Origin of the sequence: Streptomyces sp. NPDC057249, assembly GCF_042669245.1 — a bacterium.
In the GTDB taxonomy this organism is placed as follows: Bacteria; Actinomycetota; Actinomycetes; order Streptomycetales; family Streptomycetaceae; genus Streptomyces.
On sequence record NZ_JBHUXS010000004.1, the window covers coordinates 357,668 to 374,031 of the forward strand.

The 16,364-nt window shown below is 71.7% G+C and carries 12 protein-coding genes; 8 read left to right on the top strand and 4 right to left on the bottom strand.

All coding sequences use genetic code 11. From position 1 onward, the window contains the following. Positions 1-16: 16 nt before the first annotated feature. The 3 genes from ACFUJY_RS10365 to ACFUJY_RS10375 all read left to right on the top strand — a co-directional run bounded on the left by ACFUJY_RS10365 (position 17) and on the right by ACFUJY_RS10375 (position 3,411). Positions 17-1,450, top strand: coding sequence for an RsmB/NOP family class I SAM-dependent RNA methyltransferase (locus ACFUJY_RS10365; RefSeq protein WP_383297271.1), 1,434 nt, complete (start codon positions 17-19; stop codon positions 1,448-1,450). 113 nt (positions 1,451-1,563) lie between these two features. Beyond that, complete coding sequence (gene rpe, locus ACFUJY_RS10370) at positions 1,564-2,247, top strand: ribulose-phosphate 3-epimerase (RefSeq protein ID WP_383297273.1); 684 nt, start codon at positions 1,564-1,566, stop codon at positions 2,245-2,247. A gap of 147 nt (positions 2,248-2,394) precedes the next feature. Beyond that, on the top strand, positions 2,395-3,411 hold the full coding sequence (locus ACFUJY_RS10375; protein ID WP_018524258.1) for a sugar-binding transcriptional regulator: 1,017 nt from the start codon (positions 2,395-2,397) through the stop codon (positions 3,409-3,411). A 71-nt stretch (positions 3,412-3,482) separates the two neighbouring features. On the opposite strand, the gene ACFUJY_RS10380 is transcribed toward ACFUJY_RS10375, so the two are convergent. Beyond that, positions 3,483-4,505 carry a terpene cyclase gene (locus ACFUJY_RS10380; RefSeq protein WP_383297276.1) on the bottom strand — a complete coding sequence of 341 codons (1,023 nt, stop codon included), beginning with the start codon at positions 4,503-4,505 and terminating at the stop codon, positions 3,483-3,485. A gap of 307 nt (positions 4,506-4,812) precedes the next feature. Here ACFUJY_RS10380 and ACFUJY_RS10385 point away from each other — a divergent pair, with 307 nt between their 5' ends. The 4 genes from ACFUJY_RS10385 to ACFUJY_RS10400 all read left to right on the top strand — a co-directional run bounded on the left by ACFUJY_RS10385 (position 4,813) and on the right by ACFUJY_RS10400 (position 9,615). Continuing rightward, positions 4,813-6,279: a GuaB1 family IMP dehydrogenase-related protein gene (locus ACFUJY_RS10385; RefSeq protein ID WP_383297278.1), complete on the top strand. Its 1,467-nt coding sequence runs from the start codon at positions 4,813-4,815 to the stop codon at positions 6,277-6,279. A 94-nt stretch (positions 6,280-6,373) separates the two neighbouring features. Then, positions 6,374-6,817 carry an Lrp/AsnC family transcriptional regulator gene (locus ACFUJY_RS10390; RefSeq protein ID WP_383297281.1) on the top strand — a complete coding sequence of 148 codons (444 nt, stop codon included), beginning with the start codon at positions 6,374-6,376 and terminating at the stop codon, positions 6,815-6,817. 246 nt (positions 6,818-7,063) lie between these two features. After that, the gene (locus ACFUJY_RS10395; RefSeq protein WP_383297283.1) at positions 7,064-7,861 is read left to right on the top strand and encodes a carbon-nitrogen hydrolase family protein; all 798 of its coding nucleotides are present in this window, start codon (positions 7,064-7,066) and stop codon (positions 7,859-7,861) included. A 53-nt stretch (positions 7,862-7,914) separates the two neighbouring features. Next, positions 7,915-9,615 (top strand): flavin monoamine oxidase family protein, encoded by a 1,701-nt coding sequence (locus ACFUJY_RS10400; RefSeq protein ID WP_383297286.1) that lies wholly within the window; start codon positions 7,915-7,917, stop codon positions 9,613-9,615. Positions 9,616-9,628: 13 nt separating this feature from the next. On the opposite strand, the gene ACFUJY_RS10405 is transcribed toward ACFUJY_RS10400, so the two are convergent. Both ACFUJY_RS10405 and ACFUJY_RS10410 read right to left on the bottom strand, forming a co-directional pair. Then, the gene (locus ACFUJY_RS10405; RefSeq protein ID WP_383297288.1) at positions 9,629-11,020 is read right to left on the bottom strand and encodes a uracil-xanthine permease family protein; all 1,392 of its coding nucleotides are present in this window, start codon (positions 11,018-11,020) and stop codon (positions 9,629-9,631) included. Positions 11,021-11,168: 148 nt separating this feature from the next. Next, on the bottom strand, positions 11,169-12,395 hold the full coding sequence (locus ACFUJY_RS10410; RefSeq protein WP_383297291.1) for an MFS transporter: 1,227 nt from the start codon (positions 12,393-12,395) through the stop codon (positions 11,169-11,171). Positions 12,396-12,517: 122 nt separating this feature from the next. Here ACFUJY_RS10410 and ACFUJY_RS10415 point away from each other — a divergent pair, with 122 nt between their 5' ends. Then, positions 12,518-13,711: an ROK family transcriptional regulator gene (locus ACFUJY_RS10415; RefSeq protein WP_383297294.1), complete on the top strand. Its 1,194-nt coding sequence runs from the start codon at positions 12,518-12,520 to the stop codon at positions 13,709-13,711. A gap of 40 nt (positions 13,712-13,751) precedes the next feature. Here the strand turns inward: ACFUJY_RS10415 and ACFUJY_RS10420 are convergent, their stop codons facing one another. After that, the gene (locus tag ACFUJY_RS10420; RefSeq protein ID WP_383297297.1) at positions 13,752-16,097 is read right to left on the bottom strand and encodes a chitinase C-terminal domain-containing protein; all 2,346 of its coding nucleotides are present in this window, start codon (positions 16,095-16,097) and stop codon (positions 13,752-13,754) included. Between the last annotated feature and the right edge of the window lie 267 nt (positions 16,098-16,364).

A 16,364-nucleotide genomic window follows, 5' to 3' on the forward strand; every position in this document is an offset into this window, starting at 1 on the left:
GCGGAGCACCTTTCACGTGAACGACCAGCCGCGTCGCCGTCCCGCCAAGCCCCACCGCCGCCCCAAGAAGGACCCGGTCCGCTTCCTCGCCTTCGAGGTCCTGCGGGCCGTGGACGAGCGCGACGCGTACGCCAACCTCGTCCTGCCCCCGCTGCTGAAGAAGGCCAGGGCCAAGGACGACTTCGACCACCGCGACGCCGCCCTGGCGACCGAGCTGGTCTACGGCACGCTGCGCCGCCAGGGGACGTACGACGCGATCGTCGCCGCGTGCATCGACCGGCCGCTGCGCGAGGTGGACCCGCCGGTCCTGGACGTGCTGAACATGGGCGTGCACCAGCTCCTCGGCACCCGTATCCCGACCCACGCGGCGGTCTCCGCCAGCGTCGAGCTGGCCCGGGTGGTGCTGGGGGAGGGGCGCGCCAAGTTCGTCAACGCCGTCCTGCGCAAGGTGTCCGCCGACGACCTCGACGGCTGGGTCGCGAAGGTGGCCCCGGCCTACGAGGACGACGCCGAGGACCACCTCGCGGTCGTCCACTCCCACCCGCGCTGGGTCGTCTCCGCGCTCTGGGACGCCCTCGGCGGTGGCCGCGCCGGGATCGAGGACCTGCTCGACGCCGACAACGAGCGGCCCGAGGTCACCCTCGTCGCACGCCCCGGCCGCTCCACCACCGCCGAGCTCACCGCGGAGCTGGGCGAGGACAACGCGCTGCCCGGCCGCTGGTCGCCCTACGCCGTGCGGATGGCCGAGGGCGGCGAGCCCGGCGCCCTGACCGCCGTGCGCGAGGGCCGGGCCGGGGTGCAGGACGAGGGCAGCCAGCTCGTCGCCGCCGCCCTGGCCGCCGCCCCGCTGGAGGGCTCCGACGCCCGCTGGCTCGACGGCTGCGCGGGCCCCGGTGGCAAGGCCGCCCTGCTCGCCGCCCTCGCGGCGGACCGCGGCGCCGCCCTGCTGGCCGCCGAGAAGCAGCCGCACCGCGCCCGCCTCGTGGAACGCGCGCTGGCCGGCAACCCCGGCCCGTACCAGGTGATCACCGCCGACGGCACCCGCCCACCGTGGCGCCCCGGCAGCTTCGACCGGGTCCTGGTGGACGTGCCCTGCTCCGGGCTCGGCGCGCTCCGCCGCCGTCCCGAGGCCCGCTGGCGCCGCCGCAAGGAAGACCTGGAAGGCTTCGCCCCGCTCCAGCGCGGACTGCTGCGCGAGGCGCTGAAGGCCGTGCGCGTCGGCGGCGTCGTCGGGTACGCGACCTGCTCGCCGCACCTCGCGGAGACCCGCGTCGTGGTCGAGGACGTGCTCAAGGGGCGCGGCGGGGCGCCCGCCGAGGCCGAGTGGATCGACGCCCGTCCGCTGCTGCCCGGCGTGCCCGCGCTGGGCGACGGGCCCGACGTCCAGCTCTGGCCGCACCTGCACGGCACCGACGCGATGTACCTCGCGCTGCTCCGCCGTACCGGCTGATCAAGGGCCCCGCGCGGGGCGAAACGCCGGGAATGCGCGAACCGTAATGATCCCGTGAGCCTTTGGGGCGCACCGAGGCCGGGAAGTGACGCAGAACATGGCAGGCTTGGCCCATGGCCCAGATCAACCCGAGTATTCTCTCCGCCGACTTCGCGCGCCTCGCCGATGAGGCCAAGGCCGTCGAAGGCGCCGACTGGCTCCATGTCGACGTCATGGACAACCACTTCGTGCCCAATCTGACCCTCGGCGTTCCGATCGTGGAATCGCTCAGCAGGGCCACGGACACGCCGCTGGACTGCCATCTGATGATCGAGGACGCGGACCGCTGGGCGCCCCAGTACGTCGAGGCGGGGGCCGGGTCGGTCACCTTCCACGCCGAGGCCGCCGCCGCCCCCGTGCGGCTGGCCCGGGAGATCCGGGCCAAGGGCGCCCGCGCCTCCATGGCGCTCAAGCCGGCGACGCCCATCGAGCCGTACGAGGACCTGCTCCCCGAGCTCGACATGCTGCTGATCATGACCGTGGAGCCGGGCTTCGGCGGCCAGGCGTTCCTGGACATCATGCTGCCGAAGATCCGCCGCACCCGTGAGCTGATCACCAAGCACGGCCTCGATCTGTGGCTCCAGGTCGACGGCGGCGTCTCCGAGTCCACCATCGAAAGGTGCGCCGAGGCGGGCGCCGATGTCTTCGTCGCCGGCTCGGCGGTGTACGGGGCGGGGGACCCGGCCGCCGCGGTGCGGGCGCTGCGCGCCAAGGCCGACGGGGCCATCGGCGCGGCCGGCTGGGGCTGCGCGCACTGAGGCCGGGGCGGCCCGCGGGAGGGAGCGTCGCCCGGGCCAAGGGCAGATGAACGGGGTCCGACGGGACCGGTCAGGGATCGCCGTATCTGACAGGATGAACGGCGTATCAAGAGCGTGAACAGCAGTGAGGAGAACGCGGTGTCTGCAATGTCGGCGGGCCGGTCCGCCCTGCGGATGGGGCCCGCGGAGCTGGTGCAGGCGGCGGCCATGGCCCGCCGCTTCTACCTCGAGGGCAAGTCCAAGATCCAGATCGCCGAGGAGTTCGGCGTCAGCCGCTTCAAGGTCGCCCGGGTCCTGGAGACCGCCCTGGAGCGCGACCTCGTACGTATCGAGATCCGGGTCCCGGCGGAGCTGGACGCCGAGCGCTCCGACGCGCTCCGGGCCCGCTACGGGCTGCGTCACGCGGTCGTCGTGGAGTCCCCGGCGGAGGAGCAGGACGACGCGGCGGACCCGGAGAACCTGGGCGAGGTCGCGGCCGACCTGCTCGGCGAACTGGTGACCGAGGGCGATGTGCTCGGGCTCGCCTGGGGCCGCTCCACCATCCACATGGCCGCCGCCCTGGACCGGCTGCCCCCGTGCACGGTCGTGCAGCTCACCGGGGTGTACGACGCGGGCACCGCCGAGCGCGGTTCGGTGGAGGCGGTGCGGCGCGCCGCGCAGGTCTCCGGCGGGGAGGCCCACCCGATCTACGCGCCGATGCTGCTGCCGGACCCGGCGACGGCCGCCGCGCTGCGCCACCAGACGGGGATCGCCCGCGCCTTCGAGTACTTCGACAAGGTGACGGTCGCGGCCGTCTCCATCGGTTCCTGGGAGCCCGGCATCTCGACCGTGCACGACATGCTCTCCGACGAGGAGCGCCGGCACTACGCCTCGCTGGGGGTCGCCGCCGAGATGTCGGCCCACCTCTTCGACGCGGAGGGCCGCCGGGTCGGCCGGGACCTCGGCGAGCGGTGCATCACCGTCGAGGCGGACCGGCTGCGCCGGATTCCGGAGGTGGTGGCGATCGCGGGCGGGCAGCGCAAGGCCGCCGCGATCGGCGCGGTGCTGCGGTCCGGCCTGGTCACCAGCCTGGTCACGGACACCGCCGCCGCCGACTACCTGCTGACCGAGTCGGCCGCCCCGCGCCGCCCGGCCCTGGAGCGCGCGGACCCGGACGGCGACTGAGACGTACGGGCACACGGGAAGGGGGGCGAGCGGTCCGCGACCGCTCGCCCCCCTTCCCGTGCCTGCGGCGTTCAGTCCTGGCAGACGCCCAGGACCGTGGACTCCAGATACTGCTCCGGCTGCTCGTACTGGCTGACGTCGGCCGGGTTGTACCGGGGTGTCTGGCGGGACCAGTCGAGGTTGCCGCGCATCCAGCTGCGCATGCCGTCGAGATACGGCTCCAGCATCCCCGCGAGCTGCGGATACGCCTCCAGCAGCTCGCGTTCCGCCGTCAGGAAGCGCTCCGTCTCGGCGGCGATCTCCGCGCAGACGTGCTCCAGCGCCTGCTGCTTGCCGTAGCCGCGGTGGTGGCGGACCAGGTGGACGAGGTTGTGGATCTCGCCGAGCACCTGCTCCTTCTCGTACGAGTACACGTCGTTGGCCCAGCAGACGTGGTTGCAGGACGCTTCGAGGGCGGTGATGAACCGGGGGTCGTTGTGGATCGAGGAGGGTGCCTCGATGCCCGCGACGATCTCTATCAGGTCCATGCAGACGATGATCGCGCCAGTGTGACGGCGCTTCTCTATGTACAGTTCCTCCGACGGCACCACGCCCGCCGCCCGGTTCCCGGCTTCCCAGGTGGTGGCGGTCGTGAGGTACTTCTTCAGGTGCCAGGCGAACCTGCGCCGCCAGTGCACCGCCGCGGTCGGCGTCGTACGTTGCCACAGGTCGACGAGGGCCACCACGGCGGCGGGCAGCTCCTCGTTCTCCAGCACTCCGGTGCGGGTGCCCTCGACCACCGCCAGCATCAGGGCGACGACGTCCCGCACCCGCTCCGGGCTGCGGCCGAGGTGGCCGTCGTCGAGCTGGTCGTCCACGAGGAAGAGCCAGACGAACCAGTCGGCGACCAGGTCCAGAGTCTCACTGTCGGCGGTCGGGTAGACCATGCCGACGAACGCTCCGAAGTCGGCCTGCTCGAAGCGCTCCCTGGCCGAATCCCGGTGCACCAGACCGGTGTTGCGGGTCCAGCTGTCCAGATGCTTCCGTACGTGGGCGACGTGCGCGTTCGTCCGCTGGGGGAACGGGCAGTAGATGTCCGGCAGTTCGTTCTCCACGGGCGGGTCGTAATCCTCTCCGGTCGTACGGGTGACGGAAGTTGAGCATGATCCGTCCGTTCCTCCGGGGCGTTGTGGTGACCCACGGGACCTGCGGGTTTGAAGCTACCTGACCCCTTGTCACCAGGTCCAGGGCAGATGATCGGGAATGGTTGAAAGCTGTTCGGGTAAGGTCTCGGGGCAAGGCAGGTGGCACTTGCCCGGGACTCCCACAGCGGCTTCTTCGTAGGAACATACGAGCGTGGGAGTCATTTGCTGTGTCTTCGTGGAAACGACCTGCGCCATTTCGTATGAAAAAATGGGTGTTATGCGTTTTCTTGAGCCCGGCACCGGTCGCTACACAGAGTCCCCCTCGGTCCCGTACGACCTCACGTACGACGACGTCTTCATGGTCCCGGGCCGGTCGGCGGTCGGATCGCGCCAGGGCGTCGACCTGGCCTCGCCCGACGGCAGCGGCACCACCATCCCCCTCGTCGTCGCCAACATGACCGCGATCGCGGGCCGCCGGATGGCCGAAACCGTCGCCCGCCGCGGCGGCCTCGTCGTCATCCCGCAGGACATCCCGATCGAGGTCGTCACCGAGGTCATCTCCTGGGTCAAGACGCGCCACCTGGTGCTCGACACGCCCATCGAGCTGTCGCCGGGCCAGACCGTCGCCGACGCGCTGTCCCTGCTGCACAAGCGCGCGCACGGCGCCGGAGTCGTCGTGGACGCCGACCGCCGGCCCGTCGGCGTGGTCACCGACCACGACCTGTCCGGCGTGGACCGCTTCACCCAGCTCTCCGAGGTCATGTCCAAGGACCTGGTCCTGCTGGACGCGGACATCGACCCGCGCGACGCCTTCAACAAGCTGGACGGCGCCAACCGCAAGCTCGCCCCCGCCGTCGACGCGGACGGCCGCCTCGTCGGCATCCTCACCCGCAAGGGCGCCCTGCGCGCCACGCTCTACACCCCCGCCGTCGACGCGGCCGGCAAGCTGCGGATCGCCGCCGCCGTCGGCATCAACGGCGACGTGGCCGGCAAGGCGAAGCAGCTCCTCGACGCCGGGGTGGACACCCTCGTCGTGGACACCGCCCACGGCCACCAGGAGTCCATGATCAACGCGGTGCGCGCGGTCCGGGCGCTGGACCCGCGGGTGCCGATCGTGGCGGGCAACATCGTCGCCGCCGAGGGCGTGCGCGACCTCATCGAGGCCGGCGCGGACATCATCAAGGTCGGCGTCGGACCCGGCGCCATGTGCACCACCCGCATGATGACCGGTGTGGGGCGCCCCCAGTTCTCGGCCGTGCTGGAGTGCGCCGCCGAGGCGAAGAAGTACGGCAAGCACGTCTGGGCCGACGGCGGGGTCCGCCACCCGCGCGACGTCGCCATGGCACTCGCGGCCGGCGCGTCCAACGTGATGATCGGCTCCTGGTTCGCCGGTACCTACGAGTCCCCGGGCGACCTCCAGCAGGCCGCCGACGGGCGCTTCTACAAGGAGTCCTTCGGCATGGCGTCCGCGCGCGCCGTGAAGAACCGGACCTCCGACGAGTCCGCGTACGACCGCGCCCGCAAGGCGCTCTTCGAGGAGGGCATCTCCACCTCGCGGATGTTCCTGGACCCGGCACGCCCCGGTGTCGAGGACCTGGTCGACTCGATCATCGCGGGCGTCCGCTCCTCCTGCACGTACGCGGGCGCGGCCTCCCTCGCGGAGTTCGCCGAGAAGGCCGTCGTCGGCGTCCAGAGCGCCGCCGGCTACGCGGAGGGCAAGCCGCTGCACGCCAGCTGGAGCTGACCCGTGGTCTACTGCCGGGGGGCGGCATCTGCCGCTCCCCGGCACAGTCATGCCCGGCTCCGGCCGTGCCCCGCAGAGAAGTGACCCGTACGACGTGCGACTGAACGACCTCGACGAACGCATCGTCCACGCCCTGGCCGAGGACGCCCGCCGCTCCTACGCCGACATCGGCTCCCTCATCGGCCTGTCCGCGCCCGCCGTGAAACGCCGGGTGGACCGGCTGCGCGCCGAGGGGGCCATCACCGGGTTCACCGTGCGGGTCGACCCGGCCGCGCTCGGCTGGGAGACCGAGGGGTACATCGAGATCTACTGCAGCCGCAACACCTCCCCGGAGTCCATCAAGCAGGGCCTCGCCCGCTACCCCGAGGTCGCGTCCGCGTCCACGGTCACCGGGGACGCGGACGCGCTGGTCCAGGTCTTCGCGGCGGACATGCGGCATTTCGAGCAGGTGCTGGAGCGGATCGCGGGGGAGCCGTACGTGGAGCGGACGAAGTCCGTGCTGGTGCTCTCGCCGCTGCTGCGGCGGTATCCGGGGTAGCGGCCGTCCGCCGGGCGGGCCCGGTCCTCCGGCGTCGGTCCCGTCCTCGAACGCCGGACGGGCTGAACGGGTGCCACGGTCGCGAAGCGCGGATCCGGCCGGAGCCGGCGCAATGAATCTTCGCGTTCCACGCGATCCGCGCAACGGATCGGCCGTCGATGCGCAACGGTCGCGCCTTGTCCGGGCCGAATCGCGGAACGTACCGTTTCTACGTCCCCGCCCCGCCCGTATCGTCCGAGGTCAGCCATGCCGTCGTTGCGCACCGCCCTGCTCCAGAGCTCCGGGCGTCCCGGCTCGGTCGCCGGCTCCGTCGAGCTGCTGGCGGACGCCGCGCGCCGCGCCGCCGGCACCGGGGCCCGGCTCCTGGTCTGCCCCGAGCTGTACCTCACCGGGTACGCCATCGGCGACGACGTCCCCCGGCTGGCCGAGGCCGCCGACGGGCCCGCCGCCCGCGCCGTCGCGGAGATCGCCGTGCGGCACGGGATCGCCGTGCACTACGGCTACCCCGAACGAGACGGCGACACCCTGTACAACTCCGCGCAGCTCATCGGCCCCGACGGCACCACGCTCGCCAACTACCGCAAGACCCACCTCTTCGGGGAGTTCGAGCAGCGCTGGTTCACCCCCGGCGGGCAGCCCGTGGTCCAGGCCGAGCTGGACGGCGTCCGGATCGGCCTGCTGACCTGCTACGACGTCGAGTTCCCGGAGAACGTACGGGCGCACGCCCTGGCCGGCACCGACCTCCTGCTGGTCCCGACCGCGCTGATGCACCCCTTCTCGTTCGTCGCCGAATCCCTCGTCCCGGTCCGCGCCTTCGAGAGCCAGCTGTACCTCGCGTACGTCAACCGCACCGGTCCGGAAGGCGCCTTCGACTTCACCGGGCTGAGCTGCCTGGCCGGTCCCGACGGCACGGTCCGCGCCCGTGCGGGGCGCGGCGAGGAGCTGGTCACCGGCGACGTCGACCTCGGCCTGCTCGCGGAGTCGCGGGCCGCCAATCCGTATCTCCGCGACCGCCGCCCCGGCCTGTACGGCTCCCTCGTCTGAGCCCGCCCGCCCCCTCCCACGTCCTCACCCGTCCCGCTAGGAGCCCGTACCCCATGACCGCCGTGCCCCCCGCCGTACAGCACACCGAGGAAGCGGCCCCGCCGATCACCATGTTCGGGCCGGACTTCCCGTACGCGTACGACGACTTCCTCGCCCACCCGGCGGGCCTCGGCCAGATACCGGCGACCGAGCACGGTACCGAGGTTGCCGTCATCGGCGGCGGGCTCTCCGGCGTCATCACCGCGTACGAGCTGATGAAGATGGGCCTGAAGCCGGTCGTCTACGAGGCCGACCGCATCGGGGGACGGCTGCGCACCGTCGAGTTCGAGGGCTGTGCCACGGACGGCGAACCGCTCACCGCCGAGATGGGCGCGATGCGCTTCCCGCCCTCCTCGACCGCCCTCCAGCACTACATCGACCTGGTGGGCCTGGAGACGAAGCCGTTCCCCAACCCGCTCTGCCCGGCCACCCCTTCGACCGTGGTCGACCTCAAGGGCGAGTCGCACTACGCCAGGACCATCGACGAACTCCCGCAGGTCTACCGCGATGTGATGGACGCCTGGAACCGCTGCCTGGAGGAGGGCGCCGACTTCTCCGACATGAACCGGGCGATGCGCGAGCGCGACGTGCCCCGGATCAGGGAGATCTGGTCCCGGCTGGTCGAGAAGCTGGACAACCAGACCTTCTACGGCTTCCTGTGCGACTCCGACGCCTTCAAGTCGTTCCGGCACCGCGAGATCTTCGGCCAGGTGGGCTTCGGCACCGGCGGCTGGGACACCGACTTCCCCAACTCCATCCTGGAGATCCTCCGCGTCGTGTACACCGAGGCGGACGACCACCACCGCTCCATCGTCGGGGGCAGCCAGCAGCTCCCGCTGCGGCTGTGGGAGCGCGAGCCGCGGAAGATCGTGCACTGGCCGCTCGGCACCTCGCTGTCCTCGCTGCACGGCGGCGAGCCGCGCGGGGCCGTCACCCGGCTGAACCGTACGGCCGGCAACCGGATCACCGTCACCGACGCCTCCGGCGACATCCGCACCTTCCGGGCGGCCGTCTTCACCGGGCAGTCCTGGCTGCTGCTCTCCAAGATCGCCTGCGACGACGCGCTCTTCCCGATCGACCACTGGACGGCGATGGAGCGCACCCACTACATGGAGTCGTCCAAGCTGTTCGTCCCCGTGGACCGGCCGTTCTGGCTGGACGAGGACGAGACCACCGGCCGCGACACGATGTCGATGACGCTGACCGACCGGATGACCCGGGGCACGTACCTGCTGGACGACGGGCCGGACCGGCCGGCCAGCATCTGCCTCTCGTACACCTGGTGCGACGACAGCCTGAAGTGGCTGCCGCTCTCGGCGACCGAGCGGATGGACGTCATGCTGAAGTCGCTCGGCGAGATCTACCCGAACGTCGACATCCGCAGCCACATCACCGGCAACCCGGTCACCGTCTCCTGGGAGAACGAGCCGTGGTTCATGGGCGCGTTCAAGGCCAACCTGCCCGGCCACTACCGCTACCAGCGGCGCCTGTTCACCCACTTCATGCAGGACCGGCTGCCCGCCGACAAGCGGGGCCTGTTCCTGGCCGGTGACGACATCTCCTGGACGGCCGGCTGGGCCGAGGGGGCCGTGCAGACCGCGCTGAACGCCGTGTGGGGCGTGATGACCCACTTCGGCGGCGCGACCGACGCGACCAACCCCGGCCCCGGCGACCGCTTCGACGAGCTGGCCCCGGTCGAACTCCCCGAGGACTGAGCGGGCGCCCCGGTCACGAACGCGTGGCCGGGGGCTCCTCGTCGTAGGCGGACGTGCCCGAGTCGAGCAGCGGCTCCTGCGTCTTGAGGTGCGCCGGGGCGAAGGCGCGCAGCACGTGATAGCCGGTGATCACGACGATGGTGCCGAGGGCGATCCCGCTCAGCTCGAAGTCGTCCGTGATCTTCAGGCTGACCCCGCCGACGCCGATGATGATGCCCGCCGCCGCCGGCACCAGGTTCAGCGGATTGCGCAGGTCCACCTTGGCGTTCAGCCAGATCTGCGCACCGAGCAGGCCGATCATGCCGTACAGGATGACCGTGATACCGCCGAGCACCCCGCCCGGGATCGCCGCCACGACCGCGCCGAACTTGGGGCAGAGACCGAAGAGCAGGGCGAAGCAGGCGGCGGCCCAGTAGGCGGCGGTGGAGTACACCCGGGTCGCGGCCATCACGCCGATGTTCTCGGAGTACGTGGTGTTCGGCGGGCCGCCCACCGCCGTCGACAGCATCGAGGCGGCGCCGTCCGCCGCGATGGCGGTGCCCAGCTTGCCGTCCAGCGAGCGGCCGGTCATCTCGCCGACCGCCTTCACGTGGCCGGCGTTCTCCGCGATCAGGGCGATGACGACGGGCAGGGCGACCAGGATCGCCGACCATTCGAAGCTCGGCGCGTGGAACGAGGGCAGCCCGATCCAGTCGGCCTTCCCGACGCCCGAGAGGTCCAGCCGCCAGTGGTCCACCGACTCGGCGCCGCCGGCGGGGGAGTGGATCTTCCCGAAGACCCGGTCGAGCAGCCAGGACAGCGCGTAACCGAAGACGAGCCCCAGGAAGATCGCGATCCGGGAGAGGAAACCGCGCAGGCACACCACGGCCAGCCCGGTGAACAGCATCACCAGCAGGGCCGTCCACTGGTCCTGCGGCCAGTACGTCGAGGCGGTCACCGGTGCCAGGTTGAACCCGATGAGCATGACCACCGCGCCCGTCACCACCGGCGGCATCGCCGCGTGGATGATCCGCGCACCGAACCGCTGCACCGCGAGACCGGTCAGGAAGAGCACCACACCGACCACGAAGACCGCGCCGGTCACCACCGCGCTGTCGCCGCCGCTCGCCCGGATCGTCGCGGCGACCCCGACGAACGAGAGCGAACAGCCCAGGTAGCTCGGCACCTGGCCGCGCGTGGCCAGCAGGAAGACGGCCGTCGCGACGCCGGACATCATGATCGCCAGGTTCGGGTCGAGCCCCATGAGGACCGGCGCGACGAACGACGCGCCGAACATGGCGACCACGTGCTGCGCGCCGAGCCCGAAGGTGCGGGGCCAGGAGAGCCGCTCGTCGGGGCGGACCACCGCTCCAGGTGCGGGTGTCTTCCCGTCGCCGTGCAAGGTCCAGCGCACGCCGAGGCCCATGGTTGCTCCCTGTGTGTAGGTGCGTGAGCCCGTGGAGACGGCGCTCGTCGCGGAAAAGATCAGCGCCATGGTAGTGCCGCCGGGTCCGCGCCCCCCGGCCGGACCCACCCGTTCCGGTTCGCCGGTGTCGCGGCGTCCGGGGGAGGGGTCAGGCGTGGGGCCCGGCCGCCGCGTCCGGTACCGCCGCGCCCCGGGACGTCGGCTTGCGGTCACCGGCCCGCAGCACCCCAGCCCCCAGGACCAGACCGAATGCCAGCGCCGTCACCAGGCCGAACGACACGACCAGCGAGGTGGCCTCGGCCAGCGAACCGATCGCCGACGGGGCGATGAGGCCGGAGGTGTACGTGATCGTCGCGACGCCCGCGATGGCCTGGGCCGGCTTGGGCCCGCTGCGCCCGGCCGCCGCGAAGGCGAGCGGCACCACCACGGCGATCCCGAGGCCCATCAGCCCGAACCCGCACATCGCGAGCGCCACGTGCGGAGCGGTGACCACCAGGACCCCGCCGGCCGTGGCCAGGACGCCGCCGGCCCGTACGGTGCGCACCGCGCCGAAGCGGTCGACCACGCGGTCGCCGGCGATCCGGGCGATCGCCATCGTCAGCGCGAACGCGGTGGTGGCCACCGCCGCGAGACCGGCCGAGCTGTCCAGCGTGTCGCGGAGGTAGACCGCCGACCAGTCGAGGCTGGCCCCCTCGGCGAACACCGCGCAGAAGCCGACCGCGCCGATGATCAGGGCCGACTTGGGCGGCAGCGCGAAGCGCGGCGGCGGCTCCTCGTCCGGCTCGCTGCGCAGGTCGAACACCCACTGGCAGGCGATCAGGCCGAGCAGGGTCAGCACCACGGCGGCTATCACGTGGTGCAGCCGGGCGTCGGTGCCCGCGTGGGCGGCGACCGTGCCCGCCGCCGACCCCAGCAGGGCGCCCACGCTCCACATGCCGTGCAGCCCGGACATGATCGACTTGTCGAGGCGGTTCTCCACCTCGACCCCGAGCGCGTTCATCGCCACGTCGGAGACGCCCGCCGACGCGCCGTACACGAACAGCGCCGCGCACAGGGTGAGCAGGTTGGGCGCCAGGGCGGGCAGGATCAGCGACAGCGTCCACAGGGCCAGCAGCCCGCGCAGCGCGGTCCGCGCGCCGAAGCGGTGGCTCACCGCGCCGGCCAGCGGCATCGCGACCGAGGCGCCGATGGCGGGGAAGGCCAGTGCGAGGCCCAGCTGGCCCGCGCTCACGCCCGCGTGGTCCTGAATCCAGGGGACCCGGGTGGCGAAACTGCCGGTCACCGACCCGTGCACGGTGAAGACCGCGGCGATGGCATACCTGGCCCGCCGCACCTCCTCGGTGCCGAAGACCGTAGCCGTGGATGTGGTTGTCATACCGCCGTGCCCTCCCCTGAAGTCATGTTCCACGATGCGGGCGCTAAACTATCAGGAACCCTGCCTGATAAATAGACCGCCCGCACGTCTCCGGTTCGGCGGTCATCTGGAAGGATTCCGGCATGCCCGCATCACCGAGCACCGCCCGGGCCATCAACGACCGGCTCGCCCTGCGGCTCCTCCAGCAGGACGGCCCTCTGACGGCCACGCAGTTGAAGACCCTGACCGGGCTCTCCCGGCCCACCGTCGCGGACCTCGTGGAACGCCTCCAGGGCGCGGGTCTGATCCACGTCGTCGGCGAGACCGGGGCCGACCGCCGCGGCCCCAACGCCCGGCTCTACGGCATCGTCGCCGACCGCGCGCTGCTGGCCGGCCTCGACGTGCGCACCGACAGTGTCGCCGTCGTCGTCGCCGATCTGCTGGGCGTGACGCTGGCCGAGGCGGTCCTGCCCATCGGCAGCGAGACCGCCGCCGAGGACGCCGTCGAGCAGGCGGCGGCGCTGCTGGCCTCCACCGCCCACAGCGCGGGCACGGCCCCCCTGCACAGCGTCGGCATCGGCGCGCCCGGGCTGATCGACCCCGTCACGGGGGAGTTGCGGGACAGCAGCGGGCTGCCGTCCTGGCACCGCAGCCTGGTCCGGGCGCTCCAGGAGCGGCTGCCGGCGACGGTGCTGGTCGAGAACGAGACCAACCTCGCCGCCGTCGCCGAGCACCGCGTCGGCGCCGCCCGCGACCACGACACGTTCGTTCTGCTCTGGCTGGGCCACGGGGTGGGAGCGGCGGTCGTGCTCGACGGCACGGTGCGCCGGGGGGCCTCGGGCGGCGCGGGCGAACTCGGCTTCCTGCCGGTCCCCGGCACGGCCGGCACGCCCTCGGCCGTCAACTGCGACGGGGGCTTCCACTCACTGGTCGGCTCGGCGCCCCTCTGCGAACTGGCCGCGCGGTACGGGATCACCGTGACGGAGGAGGGCCAGGAGCCCGGCGCGGCGGCGGCCGTCCGGGCGGCGCTCGCGGGGGAGGGCGACAGCGAGGGCTTCCTCGGCGCCCTGGCCGACCGGGTCGCGCTGGGCGCCGCCGCGGTGGCCTCGGTCCTCGACCCGGGGCTGGTCCTGCTCTCCGGGGAGGTGGGGCACGCGGGGGGTGAGGCGTTGGCCGCCAGGGTCTCGGAGCGGCTGGAGGCGATGTCCCCGCTGCGGACGGAGGTCCGGGCGGGGCTGCTGGGCGGCACGGCGGTCCGCCGGGGGGCGCTGCTCGCGGCGCGGGATGCGGCGCAGGACGTGCTGTTCGCGCCGCAGTCGAGCCCGTCCGGCGTGTGAGGGCGGAACCGGTACGCCGGACGGGCTCACGAGGCAGGGTTCAGCAGGCGCCCAGGTCCTGCCAGACGCCCCACTCACCGGTGGAGCCGGGCTTCTCGCCCTTCGTCCACCACTTCGCCTTCCACTGGTGGCCGTCCTGGCTCACCGTGGTACCGGCTCCGTACGCCTCGCCCGCGCTCCACGCCGCGGCCGTGCACGTGCCGCCCGACGGGTCGGGGCTCGGGCCGGTGGAGCCGGACGGGTCGGGCGCCGGGGTCGAGCCCGTGCCCGGCTCGACCAGGGTCGTGCCCCGGGCCAGGTCCGCCGCCAGCGCGTAGGACGTGCCGCCGAAGGTCACCGTCCAGTTGGACGGCGTGGACGTCGGCAGGTAGTACACGAAGTCGACCTGGACCGACGCGCCGGGCGCCAGGCTCTGCCAGGACGGCAGCTTCAGCGAGACGCGGTTGTAGTCGCCCTTCAGTCCGCCGATGTTGTTCGCGGCGGTGTGGTCACTGCGCACGATCGTGGTGCCGAAGCCCGACTGGTCCTTGGCGTTGGCGGGCGCCGAGGTGGAGTAGTCGAACTGGAACTCCGTACCGCCCGGCAGCGTCGCCTTCGTGTGGTTGGTGATCGTCAGCTTGGGGCTGATCGGGTAGTTGGAGTCGCCCAGCGGGAACTGGCCGAAGGAGACGTCGATGTCCAGCGCCTGCGTCGGCAGGTCGATCGTGGAGCGCTTCGCCCCGTACGGCGCGGCCTTCTTGAAGGTGTCGTACATGGTCGAGGTGAGCGTGGAGCCGGGCTCGTACTGCCCCTTGGCCGCGTTCCAGCCGTAGTCGCCGGCCAGCTCCCAGATCATCGTGCCGCCGATGCCCTTGTCGGCCACGTAGTCCGCCTTGGCCCGCACGGACTGCTCGTCCTCGGTCGACAGGAAGACCTTCTTCTCGGCGTTCCACAGCCACGGCGCGACCAGCGTCGAGTCGTAGTTGCGGACGTAGCTGCCGGTCAGCTTCGTGTCCGCGGGGAACCCGTAGTCCGTGACGTAGTCGCCGACGATGCCCTTCTCCAGGTTCTTGGCGTGCCACATCGGGTTGGAGCCGGCCGGCGACTCCTCGCCGTCGGTGTCCAGGTCGTGCCAGAGGTTGTCGATGCCGACGGCACCGTCACCGCACTTGGTCAGCCCCGCACCGGCCGGGCAGTCGGTCGAAGCGGCCTTGCCCCACAGGCCGTTGGTGCCGCCCTGCACGTTCTTGAAGCCGCGGGTGTAGTACGGCAGGCCGATGTTGATGCGGCCCGACGGCATCGAACCGCGGAAGTAGTGGTAGGCCCAGTCCGTGTTGAGGTAGCCGGTGCCGCCGTACTGCGAGGTGGAGTAGACGCTCGCCTGGGCGAGTTCCGCGTCCTTGCCGTCGTCGTAGAGCGCGGCGTTGGGGCCGACGTACTCGTTCCAGGCGCCGTGCAGGTCGTACGACATGATGTTGACGTAGTCCAGGTACTTCTGGACCTGGAACGTCTCCATGCCGCGCAGCAGATAGCCCGAGGAGGGCGCGGCGACGCTGAGCAGGTAGTGGTGGCCGTCGGCGGCCGAGGCCCGGTCCAGCTTCTCCCGCAGGGTCTTCATCAGCGCGGCGTAGCCCTTGACCAGACCGGCGCGGCGGGCGTTGGACAGCGTCCAGTCCAGCGGGTTGCCCGCGTCCTTCATGGTGGTCGGGTACTCGTAGTCGATGTCGACGCCGTTGAAGCCGTACTTCCGGACGAAGTCGACCGCCGAGTCCGCGAAGGTGTCGATCCCGCCCTGGTTGACGGAGCCGTCGGCGTTGGTGGCCATCGCGTAGAAGCCGCCCGAGCCGACCCGCTCGCCGTCGTCGCCGAAGTACCCGCCGGTCTCGGCCCAGCCGCCGACCGAGACCATCGTCTTCACGTTCGGGTACTGCTTCTTGAACTTGTTGAGCAGGTTGAAGTGGCCCTGGTAGGGGAGGTTCGGGTCCATCTCGGCACCCTTGACGCCCGGCCAGGTCATGCCGGTGGAGGCGTTTTCCGGCCCATCCGCGCCGACCGAGAGCTTGTTGGCTCCGTCGACGTGGGCGAAGGCGTAATTGAGGTGGGTGACCTTGTCCCAGGGGATGTCGGAGGCCAGGTAGGCGGGCTTGCCGTCCTTGCCGGTCCGCCAGTTGGTGAAGTAGCCGATGACGCGCCGCGGGTGGTCGGCGCCCATCTTCTCGCGGCCCTCGGAGTCGTACACGGAGCAGTAGGGGACGGAGACGCCCGGCGTCTCGTAGAGCCCGTCGGGGCGGCAGGACTCCTGGTCGGCGGCTTGCGAGGGGGTCGCGGAGAGCGAGCCGATCAGCAGTGCGGCGATGCCCGCGGCGGCGGCGAGGAGCGACGCTCTCGCACGGGTGGGGGACAGCACGTTCGGTTCCTCCTGGGGAGGTCGGCAGAACACAACTGAACAGAGGGGGGTGGGTCGTGCCTGGTCCCGGGCGTGCGCACACCGCGGAACCGCTCCTCGGAGGTGACGCAGAGATTAAGAGGACTAGACCAGTGCGTCAATAGGTCTGGACCAATCGGGGTTCATTCCTGTACGGATGTCCGAAAGAGTTCTTGTCACGTGCTGTCTGTGAGCCACTCCACAGCGTTCACCCGGTTGGCCCCCGCCGGGTCGTGGCACACTGATCGT

Excerpts from the sequence above, each read along its gene's own strand:
- ACFUJY_RS10375 (WP_018524258.1), top strand. The coding sequence starts at position 2,395 with ATGTCGGCGGGCCGGTCCGCCCTGCGGATGGGGCCCGCGGAGCTGGTG.
- ACFUJY_RS10405 (WP_383297288.1), bottom strand. The coding sequence starts at position 11,020 with ATGGGCCTCGGCGTGCGCTGGACCTTGCACGGCGACGGGAAGACACCC.
- ACFUJY_RS10410 (WP_383297291.1), bottom strand. The coding sequence starts at position 12,395 with ATGACAACCACATCCACGGCTACGGTCTTCGGCACCGAGGAGGTGCGG.
- ACFUJY_RS10395 (WP_383297283.1), top strand. The coding sequence starts at position 7,064 with ATGCCGTCGTTGCGCACCGCCCTGCTCCAGAGCTCCGGGCGTCCCGGC.
- ACFUJY_RS10385 (WP_383297278.1), top strand. The coding sequence starts at position 4,813 with ATGCGTTTTCTTGAGCCCGGCACCGGTCGCTACACAGAGTCCCCCTCG.
- rpe (WP_383297273.1), top strand. The coding sequence starts at position 1,564 with ATGGCCCAGATCAACCCGAGTATTCTCTCCGCCGACTTCGCGCGCCTC.
- ACFUJY_RS10415 (WP_383297294.1), top strand. The coding sequence starts at position 12,518 with ATGCCCGCATCACCGAGCACCGCCCGGGCCATCAACGACCGGCTCGCC.
- ACFUJY_RS10400 (WP_383297286.1), top strand. The coding sequence starts at position 7,915 with ATGACCGCCGTGCCCCCCGCCGTACAGCACACCGAGGAAGCGGCCCCG.